The organism is Bradyrhizobium sp. STM 3557 (assembly GCF_045571465.1).
Classification (GTDB): Bacteria; Pseudomonadota; Alphaproteobacteria; order Rhizobiales; family Xanthobacteraceae; genus Bradyrhizobium.
Map to the genome: position 1 here is coordinate 2,456,222 of NZ_CP120697.1, position 17,991 is coordinate 2,474,212.

At 62.7% G+C, this 17,991-nt stretch carries 18 protein-coding genes and 1 pseudogene; 14 read left to right on the top strand and 5 right to left on the bottom strand.

What is annotated here, in order from left to right:
- Positions 1-7: 7 nt before the first annotated feature.
- The 6 genes from P6U24_RS11145 (at position 8) to P6U24_RS11170 (ending at position 5,676) form a co-directional block, all read left to right on the top strand.
- Positions 8-739 (top strand): GntR family transcriptional regulator, encoded by a 732-nt coding sequence (locus P6U24_RS11145; protein WP_407159166.1) that lies wholly within the window; start codon positions 8-10, stop codon positions 737-739.
- A gap of 250 nt (positions 740-989) precedes the next feature.
- Complete coding sequence (locus P6U24_RS11150; RefSeq protein WP_407159167.1) at positions 990-1,550, top strand: hypothetical protein; 561 nt, start codon at positions 990-992, stop codon at positions 1,548-1,550.
- Positions 1,551-1,650: 100 nt separating this feature from the next.
- Positions 1,651-2,043 carry a DUF1330 domain-containing protein gene (locus P6U24_RS11155; RefSeq protein ID WP_407159168.1) on the top strand — a complete coding sequence of 131 codons (393 nt, stop codon included), beginning with the start codon at positions 1,651-1,653 and terminating at the stop codon, positions 2,041-2,043.
- A gap of 261 nt (positions 2,044-2,304) precedes the next feature.
- On the top strand, positions 2,305-4,071 hold the full coding sequence (locus P6U24_RS11160; protein WP_407159169.1) for an adenylate/guanylate cyclase domain-containing protein: 1,767 nt from the start codon (positions 2,305-2,307) through the stop codon (positions 4,069-4,071).
- A gap of 221 nt (positions 4,072-4,292) precedes the next feature.
- Complete coding sequence (locus P6U24_RS11165) at positions 4,293-4,709, top strand: methyltransferase family protein (protein ID WP_407159170.1); 417 nt, start codon at positions 4,293-4,295, stop codon at positions 4,707-4,709.
- 466 nt (positions 4,710-5,175) lie between these two features.
- Complete coding sequence (locus P6U24_RS11170; RefSeq protein WP_407159171.1) at positions 5,176-5,676, top strand: YybH family protein; 501 nt, start codon at positions 5,176-5,178, stop codon at positions 5,674-5,676.
- A 360-nt stretch (positions 5,677-6,036) separates the two neighbouring features.
- Here P6U24_RS11170 and P6U24_RS11175 read toward each other — a convergent pair.
- A pseudogene (locus P6U24_RS11175) lies at positions 6,037-7,004 on the bottom strand (LysR family transcriptional regulator).
- An 86-nt stretch (positions 7,005-7,090) separates the two neighbouring features.
- Between P6U24_RS11175 and P6U24_RS11180 the strand changes: the two are divergent.
- Positions 7,091-7,648, top strand: coding sequence for a nuclear transport factor 2 family protein (locus P6U24_RS11180; RefSeq protein ID WP_407159172.1), 558 nt, complete (start codon positions 7,091-7,093; stop codon positions 7,646-7,648).
- Between the two features lie 254 nt (positions 7,649-7,902).
- Here P6U24_RS11180 and P6U24_RS11185 read toward each other — a convergent pair whose 3' ends face one another.
- Both P6U24_RS11185 and P6U24_RS11190 read right to left on the bottom strand, forming a co-directional pair.
- Positions 7,903-8,316, bottom strand: coding sequence for a YybH family protein (locus P6U24_RS11185; protein ID WP_407159173.1), 414 nt, complete (start codon positions 8,314-8,316; stop codon positions 7,903-7,905).
- Positions 8,317-9,520: 1,204 nt separating this feature from the next.
- Complete coding sequence (locus tag P6U24_RS11190; protein ID WP_407159174.1) at positions 9,521-10,966, bottom strand: short-chain fatty acyl-CoA regulator family protein; 1,446 nt, start codon at positions 10,964-10,966, stop codon at positions 9,521-9,523.
- Positions 10,967-11,180: 214 nt separating this feature from the next.
- Between P6U24_RS11190 and P6U24_RS11195 the strand changes: the two genes are divergently transcribed.
- From P6U24_RS11195 to P6U24_RS11205, 3 genes are all read left to right on the top strand, one after another.
- On the top strand, positions 11,181-12,818 hold the full coding sequence (locus P6U24_RS11195; RefSeq protein WP_407159175.1) for an isocitrate lyase: 1,638 nt from the start codon (positions 11,181-11,183) through the stop codon (positions 12,816-12,818).
- Positions 12,819-12,847: 29 nt separating this feature from the next.
- Positions 12,848-13,060 carry a hypothetical protein gene (locus P6U24_RS11200; RefSeq protein ID WP_407159176.1) on the top strand — a complete coding sequence of 71 codons (213 nt, stop codon included), beginning with the start codon at positions 12,848-12,850 and terminating at the stop codon, positions 13,058-13,060.
- A 215-nt stretch (positions 13,061-13,275) separates the two neighbouring features.
- The gene (locus P6U24_RS11205; RefSeq protein ID WP_407159177.1) at positions 13,276-13,845 is read left to right on the top strand and encodes a hypothetical protein; all 570 of its coding nucleotides are present in this window, start codon (positions 13,276-13,278) and stop codon (positions 13,843-13,845) included.
- On the opposite strand, the gene P6U24_RS11210 is transcribed toward P6U24_RS11205, so the two are convergent.
- On the bottom strand, positions 13,831-14,349 hold the full coding sequence (locus P6U24_RS11210) for a TetR/AcrR family transcriptional regulator (RefSeq protein WP_407159178.1): 519 nt from the start codon (positions 14,347-14,349) through the stop codon (positions 13,831-13,833). The two genes, P6U24_RS11205 and P6U24_RS11210, sit on opposite strands and share 15 nt — an antisense overlap.
- Here P6U24_RS11210 and P6U24_RS11215 point away from each other — a divergent pair.
- From P6U24_RS11215 to P6U24_RS11225, 3 genes are all read left to right on the top strand, one after another.
- Positions 14,293-14,442, top strand: coding sequence for a PHP-associated domain-containing protein (locus P6U24_RS11215; protein WP_407159179.1), 150 nt, complete (start codon positions 14,293-14,295; stop codon positions 14,440-14,442). The two genes, P6U24_RS11210 and P6U24_RS11215, sit on opposite strands and share 57 nt — an antisense overlap.
- A gap of 110 nt (positions 14,443-14,552) precedes the next feature.
- Positions 14,553-15,485, top strand: coding sequence for an alpha/beta fold hydrolase (locus tag P6U24_RS11220; protein WP_407159180.1), 933 nt, complete (start codon positions 14,553-14,555; stop codon positions 15,483-15,485).
- A gap of 8 nt (positions 15,486-15,493) precedes the next feature.
- Positions 15,494-16,402, top strand: a complete 909-nt coding sequence (locus tag P6U24_RS11225; protein WP_407159181.1) for an alpha/beta fold hydrolase — start codon at positions 15,494-15,496, stop codon at positions 16,400-16,402.
- Positions 16,403-16,428: 26 nt separating this feature from the next.
- Here P6U24_RS11225 and P6U24_RS11230 read toward each other — a convergent pair whose 3' ends face one another.
- Entirely contained in the window at positions 16,429-17,319 is an 891-nt protein-coding gene (locus P6U24_RS11230; protein ID WP_407159182.1) for a metallophosphoesterase family protein, read from the bottom strand.
- Positions 17,320-17,433: 114 nt separating this feature from the next.
- On the opposite strand from P6U24_RS11230, the gene P6U24_RS11235 reads away from it, so the two are divergent.
- The gene (locus P6U24_RS11235) at positions 17,434-17,931 is read left to right on the top strand and encodes an NUDIX domain-containing protein (RefSeq protein WP_407159183.1); all 498 of its coding nucleotides are present in this window, start codon (positions 17,434-17,436) and stop codon (positions 17,929-17,931) included.
- Positions 17,932-17,991 lie beyond the last annotated feature (60 nt).

A 17,991-nucleotide genomic window follows, 5' to 3' on the forward strand; every position in this document is an offset into this window, starting at 1 on the left:
TGACTGCATGACAACCCTATCCTCCGATGCAAGGCTGCCGCTGTACCAGCGCCTGCGCGACCATCTCGCGGGCAGGATCGCGGCCCAGGACTGGAAGGCGGGTGATCCGATTCCGTCGGAAACCGAGCTCGCCGACGCCCATGGCGTGTCGATCGGCACGGTGCGCAAGGCGATCGATTGCCTGGTGGCCGAGGGGCTATTGGACCGCCAGCAGGGCCGCGGCACCTATGTGCGGCGTGCCCGCTTCAACTCCTCGCTGTTCCGCTTCTTCCGTTTTCAGTCCGAGAGCGGCGAGCGCAAGGTGCCGGAGAGCCGCATCCTGCAGCGCAAGGTGCTTCCGGCGCCGTCCGCGGTGGCCTCCGCGCTGCGGCTGGCCGAACGCGAGCCGGTCATCAACCTGTCGCGGCTGCGCCTGATCGATGGCGTGCCGCTGCTCTCGGAAGAGATCTGGCTTCAGCGGTCGCGCTTCGCCGCCATCCTCGACCTCGATCCCGGCGACTTCGGCGATTTGCTCTATCCGCTCTATGAGGCGCGCTGCGGCCAGATCGTGGCCTCCGCCGACGAGACGCTGACGGTGGAGATCGCGGGTGCGATGCAGGCACGGCTGCTCGGCCGTGAGCCGGGCGAGCCGGTGATCGTGATCGAGCGTCTCGCCTTCGATCCCGAACGCCGGCCGATCGAGTGGCGCCGCTCCCGCGGCCCGGCCGACCGCTTCCGCTATCATGCGGAAATCAGGTAGGGCGTTCGCCCAAAGCGATCGCGGTGTGCCAGCCCATGAATGGGTGAGGACTGCTGCTTGATCGAAATCGCGGAAGATAGCAGCTTGATTGCGCTTCCTGCGCCGTCACCAACGTAAACCCGATGTGTCGCATACTGTTCAGATGACGGCGGCTGATGACGCACGCGAGGTGCAAGCGCCTCAGTGCAGACGCCCGCCTTCGGCTACGTCGCGGCAGGCACTAACAAACAAATCATGGGAGGATTTCGCGATGAAATCGCTGGCCTATGTAACTCTATTTGCACTCGCCCTTGCCCCGAGCTACGGCTTCGCTCAGGAGCGAAGCGGCCACAAGATGAGCGATGAGGAGCTGATCAAGCTGTCGCTGTCGGCTGCGCCCGAGGCCATCGCCAAAGACGCTACGGTCGTCGCCATGGATCACGGCGGCAAGATGAGGACATTGCGCCAAGGAACGGGGCAGTGGACGTGCATGCCAGGTCACGCCGATCCGGCCAACCCCGACCCGATGTGCGGGGATAAAAATGCGATGGAATGGGCCGCGGCCTGGATGGAGCACAAGGAGCCCCCAGCGAACAAGGTCGGTTTCATGTACATGCTCCGCGGGGACGGCGGTGCGAGCAACACCGACCCGTATGCAACAAAAGAAGAGCCTGGCAACAACTGGATCAAGACCGGCGCCCACGTCATGATCGTCGGTTCGGGCGCCAAGATGTTGGATGGTTATCCGCGCGAGGCGAAGGCCGATCCAACGAGGCCCTATGTGATGTGGCCTGGCACACAGTACGAGCACTTGATGCTGCCGGTTCGATGATCTCGCGCTTCTCGACGGTTTGCGATCGCGACCGGCGCGAGGGCCGGTTCTGCCCTCGTCAGATCATAGCCGACTGCAGACCCAACGGAGGGACCTTGCCATGAAATCCAGATTTCGAACTGCAATGGTCATGCTCGCCGGCGCCGCGCTTGGCGCTCTTGCGGCCGAGGGAATTCACGCTCAAGGCGCCAAGCTGAAAGCGTATGTCGTCAGCGAGAATGAAATCCTCGATGCTTCAGCTCAGGCCGCTTACCTGCCTGTAGCTCGCAAGCTGATAGAGGAGGCACATGGTCGTGCCTTGCGCACGGCAGCTGGTCGGGTGGTTCCAATAGAGGGCGGCGCACCTCCAAAAAGCGCAGCGCTCACTGAATGGGACAGCGTAGATGATGCTGTCGCATTCTACAAATCGAAAGCCTGGATGGACCTTGCTCCGCAGCGTGAGAAGGCGGTCAGGGTCATCAGAAGATATGCCGTCGAAGTCGAGAAGCAGTGAGAACGCTTGAAGATGCAGGAGGGGCGACGAAACAACGATGTCAGCTGCGCCCTTGCCCCTGGAGGCCGGCTGAAACGGGGGACCCGGACGCCGCCGCAGCCTGGCGGCTTCCTTTTAAGGTGTTGAGAGGCGGCTCGCTCGGATCCGCCAAGCCGGCGCGGCTTCACCTCAACGCTGGTCCCTGGCGGGGCCGAACCTGCGCGGATTGAAAGCTTGGGCAATGATCTGTCCTCTGCTAAAATCTCTGAAGCAACCAAAGAGATGGACATGCCCGGACAAGAGCGCAGGCTCGCGGCGGTCCTTTCCGCTGACATGGTCGGCTTCAGTCGGCTCATGGAGCTCGACGAGACGGGGACGCTCGCGCGCCTCAAGACCCATCGGATCGAGCTCATAGATCCGGCCATTGCCAGAAATCGCGGGCGCATCATCAAGACGACCGGCGACGGTATGCTGGTGGAATTCCGCAGCGTTTTCGATGCTGTGTTGTGCGCTGCCGAGGTTCAGCGCCGGATGGCTCGGCGCAACGCCGACGTTCCCCCGGCACGCTGGATCGAGTTCCGCATCGGTATCAATCTCGGGGACGTCATCATCGAAGAGAACGACATCTTTGGCGATGGCGTCAACATCGCGGCACGCCTGCAAACGCTTGCCGAGCCGGGCGGCATCTGTGTCTCAGCGGCAGTGCGGGAGCAACTGGGCCAGCGCCTGGAGGACGTCCAATTCGAGGATCTCGGCGAGCAGAGCGTCAAGAACATCGCAAGGCCGATACGCACCTTTCGGATCCGGCTTGACCAAAATCCTAAAAAAATGCCGGACGCCGGCAGGGACTCTACAGCCGCGACGGCCATCGCGAAGAAGCCGTCGATTGCCGTGCTGCCGCTTGCCAACATGAGCGGCGATCCCGAGCAGGAGTTCTTCGCCGACGGTCTCACCGAGGACATCATCACCGAGCTGTCGCGCTTCCACGATCTGCTCGTCATCTCGCGCAATTCCACCTTCGTGTACAAGGGCAAGGCGGTCAAGGTACAGGACGTCGCGCGCGAGTTCGGCGTCGACTATGTGCTCGAGGGAAGCGTGCGAAAAATCGGTGACCGCATCCGGGTCACCGTGCAATTGATCGACGCAGAAACGGACCGGCACATCTGGGCTGAACGTTACGACCGGGAGCTCAAGGACATCTTCGCTATTCAGGACGAGATGACCCGTGCGATCGTCGCGACGCTGCCCGGCCGCGTCGAGGCTGCAACCCACGACCGCGCGAAGCGCAAGCCGACCGACAACATGGTGGCCTATGAATGCGTGCTCGCCGCCAAGGTGCTGCATCACCGCTCCAGTCGCGCCGACAATGCGGAAGCGCAGCGCCTGCTCGACCGGGCTCTCGCGCTCGATCCCAACTATGCTCATGCGCACGCCTGGAAGGCGTGCGTGCTTGGCCAGACATGGGTTTACGATTGGTGCGAGGATCGCGATGCGACGTTCCAGCAGGTCGCGGCCGAGCTGGAGATCACGTTGGGGCTGGATGATAATGATAGCGACGTGCACCGAATTCTCGCCGCGCTGAACCTCAATCGTGACGATCATGACAAGGCCGCGTACCATCAGGAACGGGCATTGGCGCTGAACCCCAACTACGATCTCGTTGTTGTGCAGCAGGGCGAGCTTCTGACCTGGCTCGGGCGGCCGGAGGAAGGCATCGACTGGATCAAGAAGGCGATGCGCCTCAACCCATATCATCCGGAGCGCTTCTGGAGCCACCTCGGACGCGCCTGCTACTGCGCCGAAAGATACGCCGAAGCCGCCGAGGCCTTTTCGCGGATCACGCGGCCGGACCACACGCATCATGCTTTCCTGGCAGGTACATTCGCTCAAATGGGCAATGCGGTCGCGGCCGAGGCGCATGCCGCAGAGGTATTGAAGCGCGAACCGAAGTTCTCTGTGGCCGCGCACCTGGCCACCCAGCACTACAAGCACGACGTCGACCGCCGGCGTTACGAGGCAGGCCTCCTCAAGGCAGGCTTGCCGGCCTGACTTGAAACGGCCCTGGAGGCCGAAATTTTGGTCATATTGGAGCGCCCACGTTGGATATCGGCCGATGAGCAAAGTGGCGACGGCCCGCTTTGTGTCTGCTCGAGGCAGGTCAGCGGAGTGGAACGGTTCGGGTTGCGATACCGGCTCTGCGCTGGCAAATGAGATCCTGGTCTACTTCGGTTGGTTCGACCCTGCTTAGGCTTCCTCCGCCAATTTGGACGTTGTTCTATATACTGCTTTGCGTGACGCTGAGCTGGTGGCTGGGCTGGCCAACGATGCCCGGCCTGCCGCTTCCGCTGCTGGGAATAGTCTTGGTGGCGTTTGCGTTCATCCTGCCCGTCTGGGCTTTCGTCCTGTTCCGGCGCGAGGACACCGAAATCAACCCGACGTCGCCAGCCAATCGCAAACTCGTCACTCTTGGTCCTTACCAATTCACCCGTAACCCGATGTATCTGGGACTGGTTACTCTCGCGCTGGGCATTGCGGTATGGATCGGCACCTGGCCGATGTTCATGGCGCCTCTCGCCGTCTTTGCCACTGTCAATTGGGGCCACATCCCCTTCGAGGAAGCCAAGATGCGCCGCCAGTTCGGCGCGGCTTATGAGGAGTATGTAGCGCGGGTGCGGCGCTGGGTATGAGAAGGCGGCATCGGCGCCTTTGTCGGTTATTGGCCCGATCTCGGACCTTCCGGCGGCGCGAACGATGTCCGCTCCCGGATTCAACCGGAGGTGGGCTAGCCGAAGACATCAAGGCCACCTTTGGCCCATTAGCGAAGCGGCGATCCGCCGCTTGGAGGTCCGCTCTGGGGCGGTCAGCGGACCGGAATTGCTCAGGTCGAGTGTTTCGCGTCTTGACCCATGGCCGACATCGCTGTGTTGAGCTATATTGGCGCAGGAGCCAACGTCGCTTCGCGATTCACCAGATGAGTCAGCAAGGACGGAGGCAGGTCGGCGCTAGTGCGCCCGAATTCTACCAAAAGTAATACTGACAGGACCTATTCCTCGAAACCGGGCGACCGCGCGATCGACGTTACTTAGGGGGACGGAAGTAAGCCTTGCCTCCATCCTCTATTCCAGGAAGCATCAACAGCAGGGAGGTAACATCATGCGCGCATTTGGAGCTGTATGTTTCTCGCTATTACTGTCAGCAGTTCCTGCGACTGCGGCAGATCAAAATCTCAAGGAGGAAATTGGGAAGATAGCTTCAGCATACGAGCAGCACTTCGACAAACAAGATGCTGCCGGGATTACGTCACTTTATACCAAGAACTACCTGCGTGTTACTCAGAATGGAATTGAGCCAGATAATACCAAGTTTTACGAGGACGGTTTCAAATCTGGACTGAATCGCCTCGAGGTCAAGGTGACCGAAGTTCAGCCATTGTCAGAAAACATGGCTCTATCAACTGGCGAAGCGCACATTACTGGAAAGAATGAGAAAGGCGATCCTCTGGATATCGATGCTATTTGGACTGCTCTTGATGTTCGTGAGAATGGGCAATGGAAGATTCGTATGCTGACGTCGGCTCCTAAAGCACCGCCGCCGCAGCCGCAACAAGCGGGGACCACGGCCACTACGACGGGGAGCGCGCCGAGTGGGAAATAGCCCCTCCCGGGAGTGGTTCGTGGTGACCGGCTTTCGCACCCAAACGGGCGGAGGCAACAACTGAAACTTAGGTCTTTCGGCCACGGAAGTTGACTCGCTTCCGCTGCGTGAGATCAAGGGGCCTCGCCTCTCAAAAATGATAGGATGGCGCGGCTCCTTGATCGGACCGAACATCAGCTTCTAGTGAAGACCGGACTGCAGCAAGGACAGCCCTGCAGGACCGAGTCTGGCCCTTCTAGCACCTTCGGGCCGGAGCCGAAGAGGTCCGCGGCCTGGCCGGAAGTCAGCAACCCGAGGACCGATAGGCCGCGTGTGACCCAGAGCAGAGCTGATTGCGCGTGAGGTCAAGAGAGGTGTTCGTTAGATCGAAAACCGGGCGTTCCGTCTCGGACCGCCCCCTTCGCCGATCAGTTCCATCAGCCACGTAATGGCGGCATCCATCATTGCGGCCTTGGTCGCGACGGCCTGGATCGGATCGGACTTGCGCTTGAGGGGAAGTTCGACCACAGCGAGGGCGAAGCGGGCCGCGTGTTGCTCGACCAGCCGGCGCGGCAACGCCGCAATCAGATCGGAGCTTGAAAGATGGGCAAGTGCCGTCATGAACGTCGGCACGGTCAGGACAATGCGGCGCTGTAGTCCGCGCTTCGCCAACAGTTCATCGACGAAGCCGTGTGGATTACCGTCGAGTGATACGAGGAGATGTTGAGCGCTGCAGAATGCGGCGAGCGTCGGTGTGCGGGCGAACACGTGGCCCTTGCGATCGCGACCACGAAATCCTCCTCATAGAGCTTTTGCGCCTCGAAGCGGGCCGGCACTGTGCGCATGGGCAGTATGGCGACGTCGATCTCGCGCTTTTCCAGCTTCTGCAGGCTCGCCTGCCAGGGGTGCTCCTCCGAGCCGGCGTGCCGCACGGGCATCAAGTGGATTAGGCTGATGTCGACGCGCGGTGCCTTCCTGCTGAGGCGCTCCAACAGCGGGACCATCGCCGACGCCATGATGGCATCGGGGGCGCCAATCACAAAACGGCGGCTGCTCGTTGCCGCGTCGAAGGGGATAGCCGAGGCGATCACGCGTCCGACGCGCGCCAGGATGTCCGCCACGGGCTCGCCAAGCTCCACGGCGCGCGCTGTCGGTACGACGCCCTTCGGCGTCCGCAGGAACAGCGGGTCATTCAGAAGAGATCGCAGCCGTCCGAGCGAGTGGCTCACGGCGGATGGCGTAAGGTTCAGCCGGCCGGCCGCGCGCCCCACATGCCCCTCCTCCAGGACAGTCTGGAAGAGCACGAGCAGATTCAGATCAATCCTCGATAGAGAAACCTGGTTCAGCATATTCGTGAAATCATATCACTGGCTTCACGTACCACAAGGCTCCATGGTTGGTCGTTGCGAAAGTTGCTGAACCCGGAGACTCGGAAATGCCTGAGCAAAACAGCTATACGCCAAGCACATTATCGCGGCGGGCGGCAATCACGGCGGTCGCTGCGGTGCCGCTGTCAGCCCGGACTTCGGTCGGCCTTGCGGCCGCAGGCGACGAGGTTACCCAACTTATCAAGCGTGCCGCCGAGAAGAACGCGGCTTTCATGCGCGGCGACATGGATCGGTGGTTCAGTCTCGTCCATATTGCGCCGGACTTCACGCTGATGCAGCCTTTCGGTGGACCGGCCAGCCACGGGTTCGATGCCAGCCCTCACCGCTTGGCGGAGCTAGCGCGGTTTTTCAAGAACGGCGAAACCAGCCTGGAAGTCGCGCAAACCTACGCGTCGGATAGGTTCATCATTCTCGTCATGGTCGAGCGGCAACAAGCAGAGGTTGGCGGCTTACCCAATCAAGACTGGTCGCTCCGCGTCACCGAGGTTTATCACAATGACGGCTCCGATTGGCAGCTGGTGCATCGTCATGCCGACCCGCTCGTCCGTCGCATTGCTTTGCAGCAGGCGGCGACACTTGCCCGCGGCGGTCGCGTAAACGAATGATGGTGACAGCGCCAACGGCGAATTGTCTTCAGGCGAGACTGCTCGGAGAGATCGCTATGGTGCCAGCAGGTCGCTGCGCACTATCAAGAAGGGTTGGGATCTGCATATGTGAAGGGCTTCGGACGCCGGCCGCCCGATATGCTGCACTGTCACGCCTGCGGCCGGCATCCGAAACCCTTAACAAGAGGCGACATATCGCCTCAGCAACTTCCGCTTTTGCCACAGCCGACGTGCCGGCTGACTGGCCGGCGGAATCACTCTGGAGCGGGCACTGAGTGATGCTCGTGCGTAATGCGCCAATTGCCATCGACTTTGCGCAACCCCACAGTGAGCCTGAAAAGAAAACCGTCCTTGTCCATGGGGTTGCTTGACGAATCGGGTCCACACCACATGATGGCAACTACGAACGCGACCTCGGCGCCCGCAGTAATGGCGAGTTCTCTGAAGTCAAAGGCTGCGCCGGGTTTGTGATAGCGAAAAAACAGGTCCCACGTCTGGGCGTACGCTTCGACGCCTCTGCATTGAAGCGGCGGCGGCACATCGAACATCACCATGTCGCGATCATGATGTGCGAGGATCGCAGGAAGATCGTGACGGCGGACGGCGTCTGCCCAGCCCTCAAGCAGGGCTCTGATCAGGGTTTCTTCGGCTTTCGCCTGTTCTGGCATGAGTTGGTCTCCTTGTTGCGAACCTGAGGACGCATGGAGGTCAGGCGATCCGACATCGTCTGTTAGATTTTTTTCTCCAGTCGTAAGCTTTGACCACGGGCATCTCCAGGCTTGTGATGACGGAGATCAACATGGAGGGTGAGCGCCGTCGAAATCAATGGTCCGGCCAAACTGGCGCTTTTGACCCGCGGCAGACATTGATGCGTCGGGCAAGGTCCCGTGCTTCGCCCCGAACTCGGATGCGGATGGTGTACCTAGCTGGACGTCAGCGCTAACCCCGGACCATCGTCGCGTACTGCGACGAGAATCCCGCCTGAGGCATTCGCGGACGTGGTGATGTGCAGCTCCCGCGGCCCCCCGTCGAGGCTGCTCATCGCTTCGACGGCGTTGAGGATCAGTTTGAGAACGAGCTGTTGCTGCTGAACTCGGGTAGCCACCGTTGCTGTCGGGAGGCGGGCAGTCCTCTTCGCTTTGCGCCTAAAAACTAAGTTTCTTCATGTTTTCAATCTGATCGTCCGTGTCTAGATCTCTGCCTCAAATATTCCGCTTGGCATGTCGGGCAAATCAGTCGCATCTTTTCGCACATCCCGCCCTGATCAAGAGGGGCGCTTCGCGGGTCGTCACGAACGTTGGGTGCGGGATGCGGTGGGCGTGTCGGGCTGCAGCGTGACAGCATGATCCGGAAAAGTGCATAGCGGTTTTCCGATAAGATCATGCTTAATAGAATAGAGTTTGCGCGGACGAGCAGCACGATACGCACGGCGAAATCGTGTAGTCCTGACCTCCCGGTGCTGAGGTCAAGGTCGCGGCATTCGACGAGCGCTGTGACCGACGGGGGCAATCAAGCCGGTCCCCGGGGAGAGTACGTATAAGCCGTAAAGCCATCGCGCAGGGAAGGCCGGGATGTCTTGGCCGAACCTGTGGTTCCTGCCCCGTGCATTTCTTACGCACGGGGGCCATGGGGGCGGCGAGCTCCCGGCCTTCCCTGTGCCCTCTGCTTGATAAGAGGGTGAAACGAATTGAATAGCTCGGGCGCGAATGCGCCGCGAGAAGGCGATCGCGCATGTCCCCGCGTCATTGCGAGCGAAGCGACTTGTTCGCCATAGCCCGAAGGGCGACGGCGGAAGCAATCCAGAGTCGAATGCATGCCTCTGAATTGCTTCGTCGCGTTGCTCCTCGCAATGACGGCGGAGAGGGCGTGCGCTCACAGCTCCCTTGCATTGCTGAACGCGAACGAGCTGACCCGTCTTGTCGTCTCGTCCAATATCAGGCTGCGTGTGATCGGCGGCTCGGCCCGCTGGGCGCAGTTCTCGCGCTCGCAGAGCCGGCAGTTGACGCCGATCGGCGTGCCCTCGGTCGTCTCCAGATTCATGCCGGCGGCATAAGCGAGCCGGCTCGCATGGCGGATCTCGCAGCCCAGCGCGATCGCAAAGCGCGGCTGCGGATAGGGATGCAAAGCCACCGGCCGCCGCACCGCCTGCGCGATCGAGAAATAGCGCGTGCCGTCGGGCAGCTCGATCACTTGGCGAAGCAGCCGGTCCGGCGTGTCGAAAGTCGAGTGCACGTTCCACAGCGGGCAGGTGCCGCCGAACTTCGAGAACGGGAAGGTGCCCGAGGAGAAGCGCTTGGAGACGTTGCCGGCATTGTCGACGCGCAGCATGAAGAACGGGATGCCGCGCGCATTGGGCCGCGACAGCGTGGTGAGGCGGTGGCAGACCTGCTCGTAGCCAGCCTGGAAGCGCTGCGCCAGCACGTGGATGTCGTAGTTGAGGGCCTCCGCCGCAGCGAGGAAAACCGGGTAGGGCATCATCACGGCTGCCGCGAAGTAGTTCGCCAGCGTGATGCGATAGAGCCTGCGTGCGGTGTCGTCGAGCGCGCCGGCGCGAGCCAGGATACTCTCGAAGTGCGGGCCGCACTCGGCCATGCCGAGCTGGAAGGCGAGCTGGAAGGTCCGGCCGGGCGCGTCGATCAATTCGGAGATGAGAAGCTGCCGGCGATGGCGGTCGAAGCGCCGCAGCGTCTCGCGCATCACGTCGACCGGCATGATGCGACTGACGATCGCGTGCTTCTCCCGCAGCCGCGCGGCGAGCGCAGCATACAGCTCCTCGGCCGGCACGTTGAGCTCGTCGCGCAGGGTCTCTGCGGCCTGCTCGAGCTCGGCGAAATAGTTGCGGTTGGCCTCGATCAGGTCGCGCACCCGCTCGATCGGGTTGGCCTCGAAGCGCGCGCCCTCATTGCGGTCGGCCATCTGCGCCGCGACAAGCGTCTCGCCGCGCCGCGCCTCGGTGTAGGCGGCATAGAGCCGCTGCAGCGCATGGGTGACGCCGGGGCAGAGTTCGGCGAGGTCGCGCAGCTCCTGCTTTGGAATGTCGATCTGCCGGAACAAGGGGTCGGCAAAGATCTCGTTCAATTCGGCGAAGAAGCGGTCCTCATCGGCGGTGGCGAGGTCGCGCAGATCAAGGTCGTAGCTCTCCGCAAGTCGCAGCAGGATCTGTGCCGTCACCGGGCGCTGGTTGCGCTCGATCAGGTTGACATAGCTCGGCGAGATGCCGAGCCCCTCGGCGATCTGGGTCTGCGACAGGCCGAGCTGCTGGCGGATACGCCGGAAGCGCGGACCGACGAAGAGTTTCTTCCCCTGATCGCTCGCCATGACCTCTCTCCGAAGGTCAGTCATGCTGACCTTTATGTTGACAAAATTTACAAAGTTACATTTATGACAAGTGCATATGTTACATCGCATCACCATTTGAAATCAAGGCATCTATCCGAACGGCTGAGATTCGCGTTTAGCTTCCGACACGCATTTCGCAATGCACTGTCAAAATTGTCGACATTGCGAACCGATTGTCGAAAGGATCAAGCACATGAATTACCAGCCACGCGGGATCAGTGAGAAGGCTGTCCAGGGGCCGGCTTCTTATTCGAGCGAGGTCGCGGCCGCCGAAGCGCTACTCAAAGCCAACCCGACCTGGAACGGCGTCACCGCCGAGGCCGTGGCGCGCATGCGTCTGCAGAACCGATTCAAGACCGGCCTCGACGTCGCCCGTTACACCGCGGCGCTGATGCGCGCCGACATGGCAGCCTATGATGCCGATCCCACCAAGTACACCCAGTCGCTCGGCTGCTGGCACGGCTTCATCGCGCAGCAGAAGCTGATCTCGGTCAAGAAGCACTTCGGCACCACCGATCGCCGCTATCTGTATCTCTCGGGCTGGATGATCGCAGCACTCCGTTCGGAATTCGGGCCGCTTCCCGACCAGTCGATGCACGAAAAGACCGCGGTGCCGGCGCTGATCGAGGAGCTCTATACCTTCCTGCGCCAGGCCGATTCCCGCGAGCTGAACGATATTTTCCGTGCGCTCGACAAGGCGCGCAAGGAAGGCGACAAGACTAGGGAGAAGGAGCTGATCGAGAAGATCGACAACTTCCAGACCCACGTCGTGCCCGTCATCGCCGACATCGATGCCGGCTTCGGCAATGCCGAGGCGACCTATCTGCTCGCCAAGAAGATGATCGAGGCGGGCGCCTGCGCCCTGCAGATCGAGAACCAAGTCTCCGACGAGAAGCAGTGTGGTCATCAGGACGGCAAGGTCACGGTGCCGCACGAGGTGTTCCTGGCGAAGATCCGCGCCTGCCGCCATGCCTTCCTGGAGCTCGGCGTCGAGGACGGCATCATCGTGACCCGCACCGACTCGCTCGGCGCCGGGCTCACGCAGCAGATCGCGGTCAGCCACAAGCCCGGCGATATCGGCGATCAGTACAACAGCTTCCTGGACTGCGAGGAAGTGACGGCCGCCAATGCCCGCAACGGCGATGTCATCATCAACCGGAACGGCAAGATGATGCGTCCGAAGCGGCTGCCCTCCAACCTCTATCAGTTCCGACCCGGCACCGGTGAGGACCGCTGCGTGCTCGACTGCATCACCTCGCTGCAGAACGGCGCTGACCTGCTCTGGATTGAGACCGAGAAGCCGCATATCGAGCAGATCGCCAAGATGGTCGATCGCATTCGCGAGGTGATCCCGAACGCGAAGCTCGCCTACAACAACTCGCCATCGTTCAACTGGACCCTCAACTTCCGCCAGCAGGTCTACGACGCGATGAAGGAAGCCGGCAAGGACGTCAGCCAGTACAATCGTGCCGAGCTGATGAAGGCCGAGTATGACAACACGCCGCTGGCGATCGAGGCCGACGAGCGCATCCGCACTTTCCAGGCGGATTCGGCCAAGCGCGCCGGCATCTTCCACCACCTGATCACGCTGCCGACCTATCACACGGCCGCGCTGTCGACCGACAATCTCGCGAGGGAATATTTCGGCGAGCAGGGCATGCTGGGCTATGTGAAAAACGTGCAGCGCGCGGAGATCCGTCAGGGCATCGCCTGCGTCAAGCATCAGAACATGGCCGGCTCGGATATCGGCGACGACCACAAAGAGTATTTCGCAGGCGAGGCCGCGCTGAAGGCGGGCGGCGTCCACAACACGATGAACCAGTTCGGCTAGCAATCCCCTTGGCTAACAGGAGACTGACGATGACGACAGGCAGCAATTTCTGGGTGATCGGCGGCGAGTTCGGCTCGATGAACTTCCACAAGCTGGTGGAAGGCTCGGCCCAGGTGAAGGGTCCGTTCAAGACCCGCAAGGAGGCCGAGGACTGCTGGCGCGAGGTGTCGGAGGAGAGCCGCCACAAGGCCGGCGTGCGCTTCTCGATCGTCGAGGAGCCGCAGCGCGCGCCAGCCACTTAAAAAGCGTTGCCGGGTATCTCATTTGGTCCGTCTCGGTAGTTCCGGTCGGACCACGTGCAAGAATAAGCCCAAGGACGAGGCGGTCTCATCCGGTTGCACCGGGTGGGGCCGCTTACGTCTTTGGCCGGTAACCAATTGGAAAATGGGGGATTTGCGGAAAATAGCCGAGCTGATAGGCTGCCGGGGCGAAAGTCCGTCGAAATGAAGGCCGATCCATGTCCGAGGCGTCCAACGGCCCGATCGATCCTACCAATGAGCCCCGACCGATGCGGTTGCGCGAGGCTTTGCGGCAGGCGCGGATCGAGGCCGCCGACCGCACCGGCGTCGTGGTCGACCTGCGCGATGCCGAAGTGGCGCGGCTGGAGATCCTGAACGAGGCGCTCGATCCTTTGTTTCGCGAGATCCCGGATCAGATCGATCTGTTCGACCGCGGCATCAGCCAGGGCGAGACGCCGCGGCTGTGGCTCGACGTGGTGGCCCATGTCGCGATGGGCCGCGACAAGCGGCAGTACCGCTTTGTGCAGGACACCCGCAACGGCCGCATCGTGATCGCGGAATCGCACGATGTCGGCGCCATCGTGCAGGCGGTGACCGACTATGTCGCGCGGCGCATGGTCGAGCGTGAGCGTGCTTTCAGCCCGCCGCGCGAGGCCGTTGCAGCGCCGATCGCCGAACCTCCGAAACGCCGGCGCGGCCGCGGCCTGTGGCTGTTCCTGCTCGGCTTCCTGCTCGGCGCGCTAACGCTGTTCGGCGCTGCGCTCTACGCGGCGCTACAGCAGGCCTGACGGTGCGCTCGGCCAGGCCCGCAAAGCCGCGGCCGCCACGGCGCGAAGCTCAGTGGCTGTCGCGCCATCCAAGGCCTGAACAGACAGGCCCTGCAGGATTGTTGCGAAAAACCGCGCCAGCGCAGCTGCATCCGTCGCTGCCGGCAGAACGCCCGCTTTGACATCGCGCGCGATGCGCCGCTCCAGCGCCTTGCGCGATGCCGTCCGGATCGCCTTGAGCTCTGCCGCGAGGCCTGCGTTCTCGGCCGATGTCATGAGCATGCCGCTCGACACCATGCACCCCAGCGGCTTGCCCGACGCGGTCACGGCTGCGATGCCGCCGTCGAGCATCCGGCGGACGGCCTCAAAGCTGGATGGCGCGCTCGCAATCTCCTCCAGGCTGATGCTGCCGCCGGAGCCATAGCGGCGCAGCACCTCGCGGTAGAGGTCGGCCTTGCTGCCGAACGCGTGATAGAGACTGGCGGCAGCGATGCCCATCGCGCCCGTCAGATCGGCAATGCTCACGCCGTCATATCCGTGGCGCCAGAACAGATCGAGCGCTGTATCCAGCGCCTCGTAGCGATCGAATGTCGGTTGCCGGCCGCGGGACCGGCATGATGGTTCGCCACGTTTGCTCGGGGATGCAGCCATGTTCGTCAGATTAGGCAGTTGACCTCCAACCGCAAGCGCTTAATGTTTATCGATCGCTAAACAAATGGAATGACAAGATGAGCTCGCGGAATTCGATCGATCGACGACGCCTGCTGCTCGGCGCAGGAGCCACCGCTCTGGCCGCTGCCGGCGCCCCGCTAAGGGCTGCCGAGCCGCGGAGCGGACGCGAGACTTTCTCCGTCCGCTCGACGGACGGCACGATGCTGGTGGGCGAGGCGAAGGGCGATCCACAGGCGCCGGAGATCCTGTTCATCCATGGCCTCAGGCAGAGCCGGCTGAGCTGGGACAAGCAGTTTGCCGACGAAACGCTGGCGGGCTTCCGCCTGGTCCGGTTCGATTTGCGCGGCCATGGCGACTCGGACAAGCCGGCAGCGCCAGAAGCCTATGCCGACGCGGACCGTTGGGGCGACGACGTCGCTGCGGTGGTCACAGCGGCGAAGCTTCGCCGTCCCGTGCTCGTGGGCTGGTCGCTTGGTGGTTTCGTGGCCGGCGGCTACCTGAAATCCCACGGCGGGGCGCAAGTCGCAGGCCTCAATCTCGTTGATGCTGTGACCAAGCTTGCGCCCGAGCTGCTGACTCCGCTCGCGGGCACCTTTGCGCGAACCACCACATCGCATGACCTGGCCGAGAGGACGGCCGAGACAGCGAAGTTTCTTGCGGCCTGCTTTCATCAAGCGCCGACCGGTCCCGAGCTTCAGCGCATGCTGGTCGTCAACGGCATGACGGCGCGTGCGGTCGGCGAGGGCTTCGTGAAGACGGCAACGCCGGATCTCGAGCCCGTCTTTAAGGCCTACGCCGGCCCGATCCTGCTGACGCATGGACGTCATGACCGGCTGGTGCGCGTGGCCATGTCCGAGCGGATCAAGGCGCTGCATCCCGGCAGTCGTCTGTCCATCTTTGCCGAGAGCGGACATAGTCCGTTCTATGAGGAGCCGGCGCGCTTCAACCGTGAGCTCGCCGCGTTCGTGACAGAAGTGGCGCGGGGCTGAGGATCAAGATGGCAGAAGCGCCCGCATTCTTTCCAGGCTTTGAACGTCTCGACATCGATGCCGGCGGGGTGCGCTTCGCTGGCGTGACCGGCGGCGCCGGTCCGCCGCTGCTGCTGCTTCACGGCTATCCGCAAACGCATATCGCCTGGCGCAAGGTGGCGCCGGCGCTCGCCCGCGATCACACGCTCATCATTCCCGATCTGCCGGGCTATGGCGCAAGCCGGCCGGAGACGATGCTGCCACGCTGGACCAAGCGGCGAGTCGGCAAGGCTCTGGTTGCTTTGATGCGGGCGCTTGGCCATGACCGCTTCGCTCTCGCGGGGCACGATCGCGGCGCGCGCGCCGGCTATCGTCTTGCGCTCGATCATCCCGGCGTGGTCAGCCGGTTTGCCTCGTTGACGGTCGTTCCAACGCTCGATGCGATGGCGGCGGTCGACTACAACTTTGCGCATCAGGCCTATCACTGGTTCTGGCTGGCGCAGCAGGCAGATCTGCCGGAGCGCCTGCTCGCTGCGGCACCTGACGCTGTGCTCGATCATGCCCTCACGCTCATGGAGGCAGGCAGTGACAGCGTGATCGAGCCGCCGGCCCGAGAGGCTTACCGCCTCGCTTTTCGCAATCCATCGGTGCAACACGCGATCTGCGAGGACTATCGGGCCGCGCTGGATGAAGATCTTGCTTGTGATCAAGCCGATCGTGCGGCCGGCCGCAAGCTTGATTGCCCGATTCTCGTCATCTGCTCAGGCTCCCAGAACCTTGCCGATCGCATGGCGATCTGGGACTCTTGGGCCGACAACGTGACGGGCCGCGCCACGAGCGGCGGCCATCTTCAAGCCGAGGATTGTCCTGATGAGGTGATCGCGGCGCTTGTTCCGTTCTTCTCGGACGATGCACCTGCCGGTACGAAAAGCCGCTGACCGCTGTGCATTAGCGATGGGGTCGGTCAGAACAGTTGGACTTGCCGGATCTCGCGCATTCGCAGCGCCTCGTTGACCGCGCGCACGGTCTGCTCGCAACGCCAGCCGTTGCCTTCGCGGCGAATGGCAAACAGGTTGTAGGCGGCTGCCGGATGATGGCCATGCGCCACTGCGGAGGCCGACGGCACGCCGATCACGGGAATCTGCCGCTCCGGGCCGTCGATCCAGATCGTCGAATGGACATGGTCGTGGCCGTGCAGCACGAGCTCGACGCCATAGCGCTTGAGCAGTGCGATCAGATCCGCTGCGTCGGTGAGCCGCTTCATGTGCGACGTCGAGCGCAGCGGATGATGCACCAGCAGCACACGGAAAGCGTCGCCGGCGGCGAGTTCGATCAGCAGCCGTTCCAGTGCCGCAAGCTGGTCCGCCCCCAGCGTGCCCGTCGCCATCAAAGGCAACGTCGGCACCGCCGAGGACAGGCTGATCAGTGCCAGCGGGCCGCGGCGGCGCACGGCAGGGAAGACCGGCAGGCCGGGCAGGCTGCCGTCGCCGTCGATGTAGCTCGCAAAGCTCTCGGCAAACAGATGGCTGGTCGCGCGCACATAGGCGTCGTGATTGCCGGGAATCGCGGTGACCTGATCCGGCGGACCAACACCCTCGAGCCAGGCCGCGACCTCCGCGAACTCCGCTTCAAGCGCCAGATTTACGAGATCGCCAGTCACGGCGATCTGGTCCGGCACTTGGGCCCGCAGGTCGGAGACCAAGAGGTCGAGCACCTCGCGGCGGTGATATTTGTGCCGGTTGCGCGTCCAGTTCAGATAGCCGAGCGCACGCTTGCTGGCGAGTTCGCGCAAGCTGGGCCTCGGTAGTGGCGGCAGATGCGGGTCGGAGAGATGGGCGAGGGTGAACGCCGCCATCATTCGTTCCCGTCGCTTACGATCCGCAGCGTTGCCATCAGGGCTGTCCTTCCGGGTTCGATCCTGTATTGGCAAGGCAGGCGCGCGAGCGCAAGGTTAACGAGAGCAGGACGCATGACGGCAGTTCAGGACGGTTGGCGATCGAGGCTCGAGCCCTGGTTGCGCCACGTCTTCCACCTCTATTGGCGCTTTGCGCGCGGTATGACCCTCGGCGTGCGCGGCGTCGTGCTCGATGCCGAGAATCGCGTGTTCCTTGTCAAGCATAGCTATGTCGCCGGCTGGCATCTGCCGGGCGGCGGGGTCGAGGTCGGCGAGACCTTTGCCGAGGCGTTGAGGCGCGAGCTGGCCGAGGAGGGACGCATCGAACTCGCCGGCGAGCCGGTGTTGCACGGCATCTTCCTCAACAGCCACGTCTCACGGCGCGACCACGTCGCTGTGTTCGTTATCAAGGCGTTTACGCAGGACCGGCCGCCCGAGCCCAACCACGAGATCATCGCGACCGGTTTCTTCGCTGCCAATGCGCTGCCGGACGACACCACGCTCGGCACCCGCTTGCGGATCGCGGAGGTGTTACGCGGCGTTAAGCCCATCCCGACCTGGCGGTCGCCATAACAGCCGCTCGCCGGTACGCGTTATGACTTTTTGCACCGAATGAGTGCAGGTTCTGACGGG

Bases quoted from the DNA above. Each gene is read 5' to 3' on its own strand.
- P6U24_RS11145 (WP_407159166.1), top strand. From the start codon at position 8: ATGACAACCCTATCCTCCGATGCAAGGCTGCCGCTGTACCAGCGCCTG.
- P6U24_RS11150 (WP_407159167.1), top strand. From the start codon at position 990: ATGAAATCGCTGGCCTATGTAACTCTATTTGCACTCGCCCTTGCCCCG.
- P6U24_RS11155 (WP_407159168.1), top strand. From the start codon at position 1,651: ATGAAATCCAGATTTCGAACTGCAATGGTCATGCTCGCCGGCGCCGCG.
- P6U24_RS11160 (WP_407159169.1), top strand. From the start codon at position 2,305: ATGGACATGCCCGGACAAGAGCGCAGGCTCGCGGCGGTCCTTTCCGCT.
- P6U24_RS11170 (WP_407159171.1), top strand. From the start codon at position 5,176: ATGCGCGCATTTGGAGCTGTATGTTTCTCGCTATTACTGTCAGCAGTT.
- P6U24_RS11180 (WP_407159172.1), top strand. From the start codon at position 7,091: ATGCCTGAGCAAAACAGCTATACGCCAAGCACATTATCGCGGCGGGCG.
- P6U24_RS11185 (WP_407159173.1), bottom strand. From the start codon at position 8,316: ATGCCAGAACAGGCGAAAGCCGAAGAAACCCTGATCAGAGCCCTGCTT.
- P6U24_RS11190 (WP_407159174.1), bottom strand. From the start codon at position 10,966: ATGGCGAGCGATCAGGGGAAGAAACTCTTCGTCGGTCCGCGCTTCCGG.
- P6U24_RS11195 (WP_407159175.1), top strand. From the start codon at position 11,181: ATGAATTACCAGCCACGCGGGATCAGTGAGAAGGCTGTCCAGGGGCCG.
- P6U24_RS11200 (WP_407159176.1), top strand. From the start codon at position 12,848: ATGACGACAGGCAGCAATTTCTGGGTGATCGGCGGCGAGTTCGGCTCG.
- P6U24_RS11205 (WP_407159177.1), top strand. From the start codon at position 13,276: ATGTCCGAGGCGTCCAACGGCCCGATCGATCCTACCAATGAGCCCCGA.
- P6U24_RS11220 (WP_407159180.1), top strand. From the start codon at position 14,553: ATGAGCTCGCGGAATTCGATCGATCGACGACGCCTGCTGCTCGGCGCA.
- P6U24_RS11225 (WP_407159181.1), top strand. From the start codon at position 15,494: ATGGCAGAAGCGCCCGCATTCTTTCCAGGCTTTGAACGTCTCGACATC.
- P6U24_RS11230 (WP_407159182.1), bottom strand. From the start codon at position 17,319: ATGGCGGCGTTCACCCTCGCCCATCTCTCCGACCCGCATCTGCCGCCA.
- P6U24_RS11235 (WP_407159183.1), top strand. From the start codon at position 17,434: ATGACGGCAGTTCAGGACGGTTGGCGATCGAGGCTCGAGCCCTGGTTG.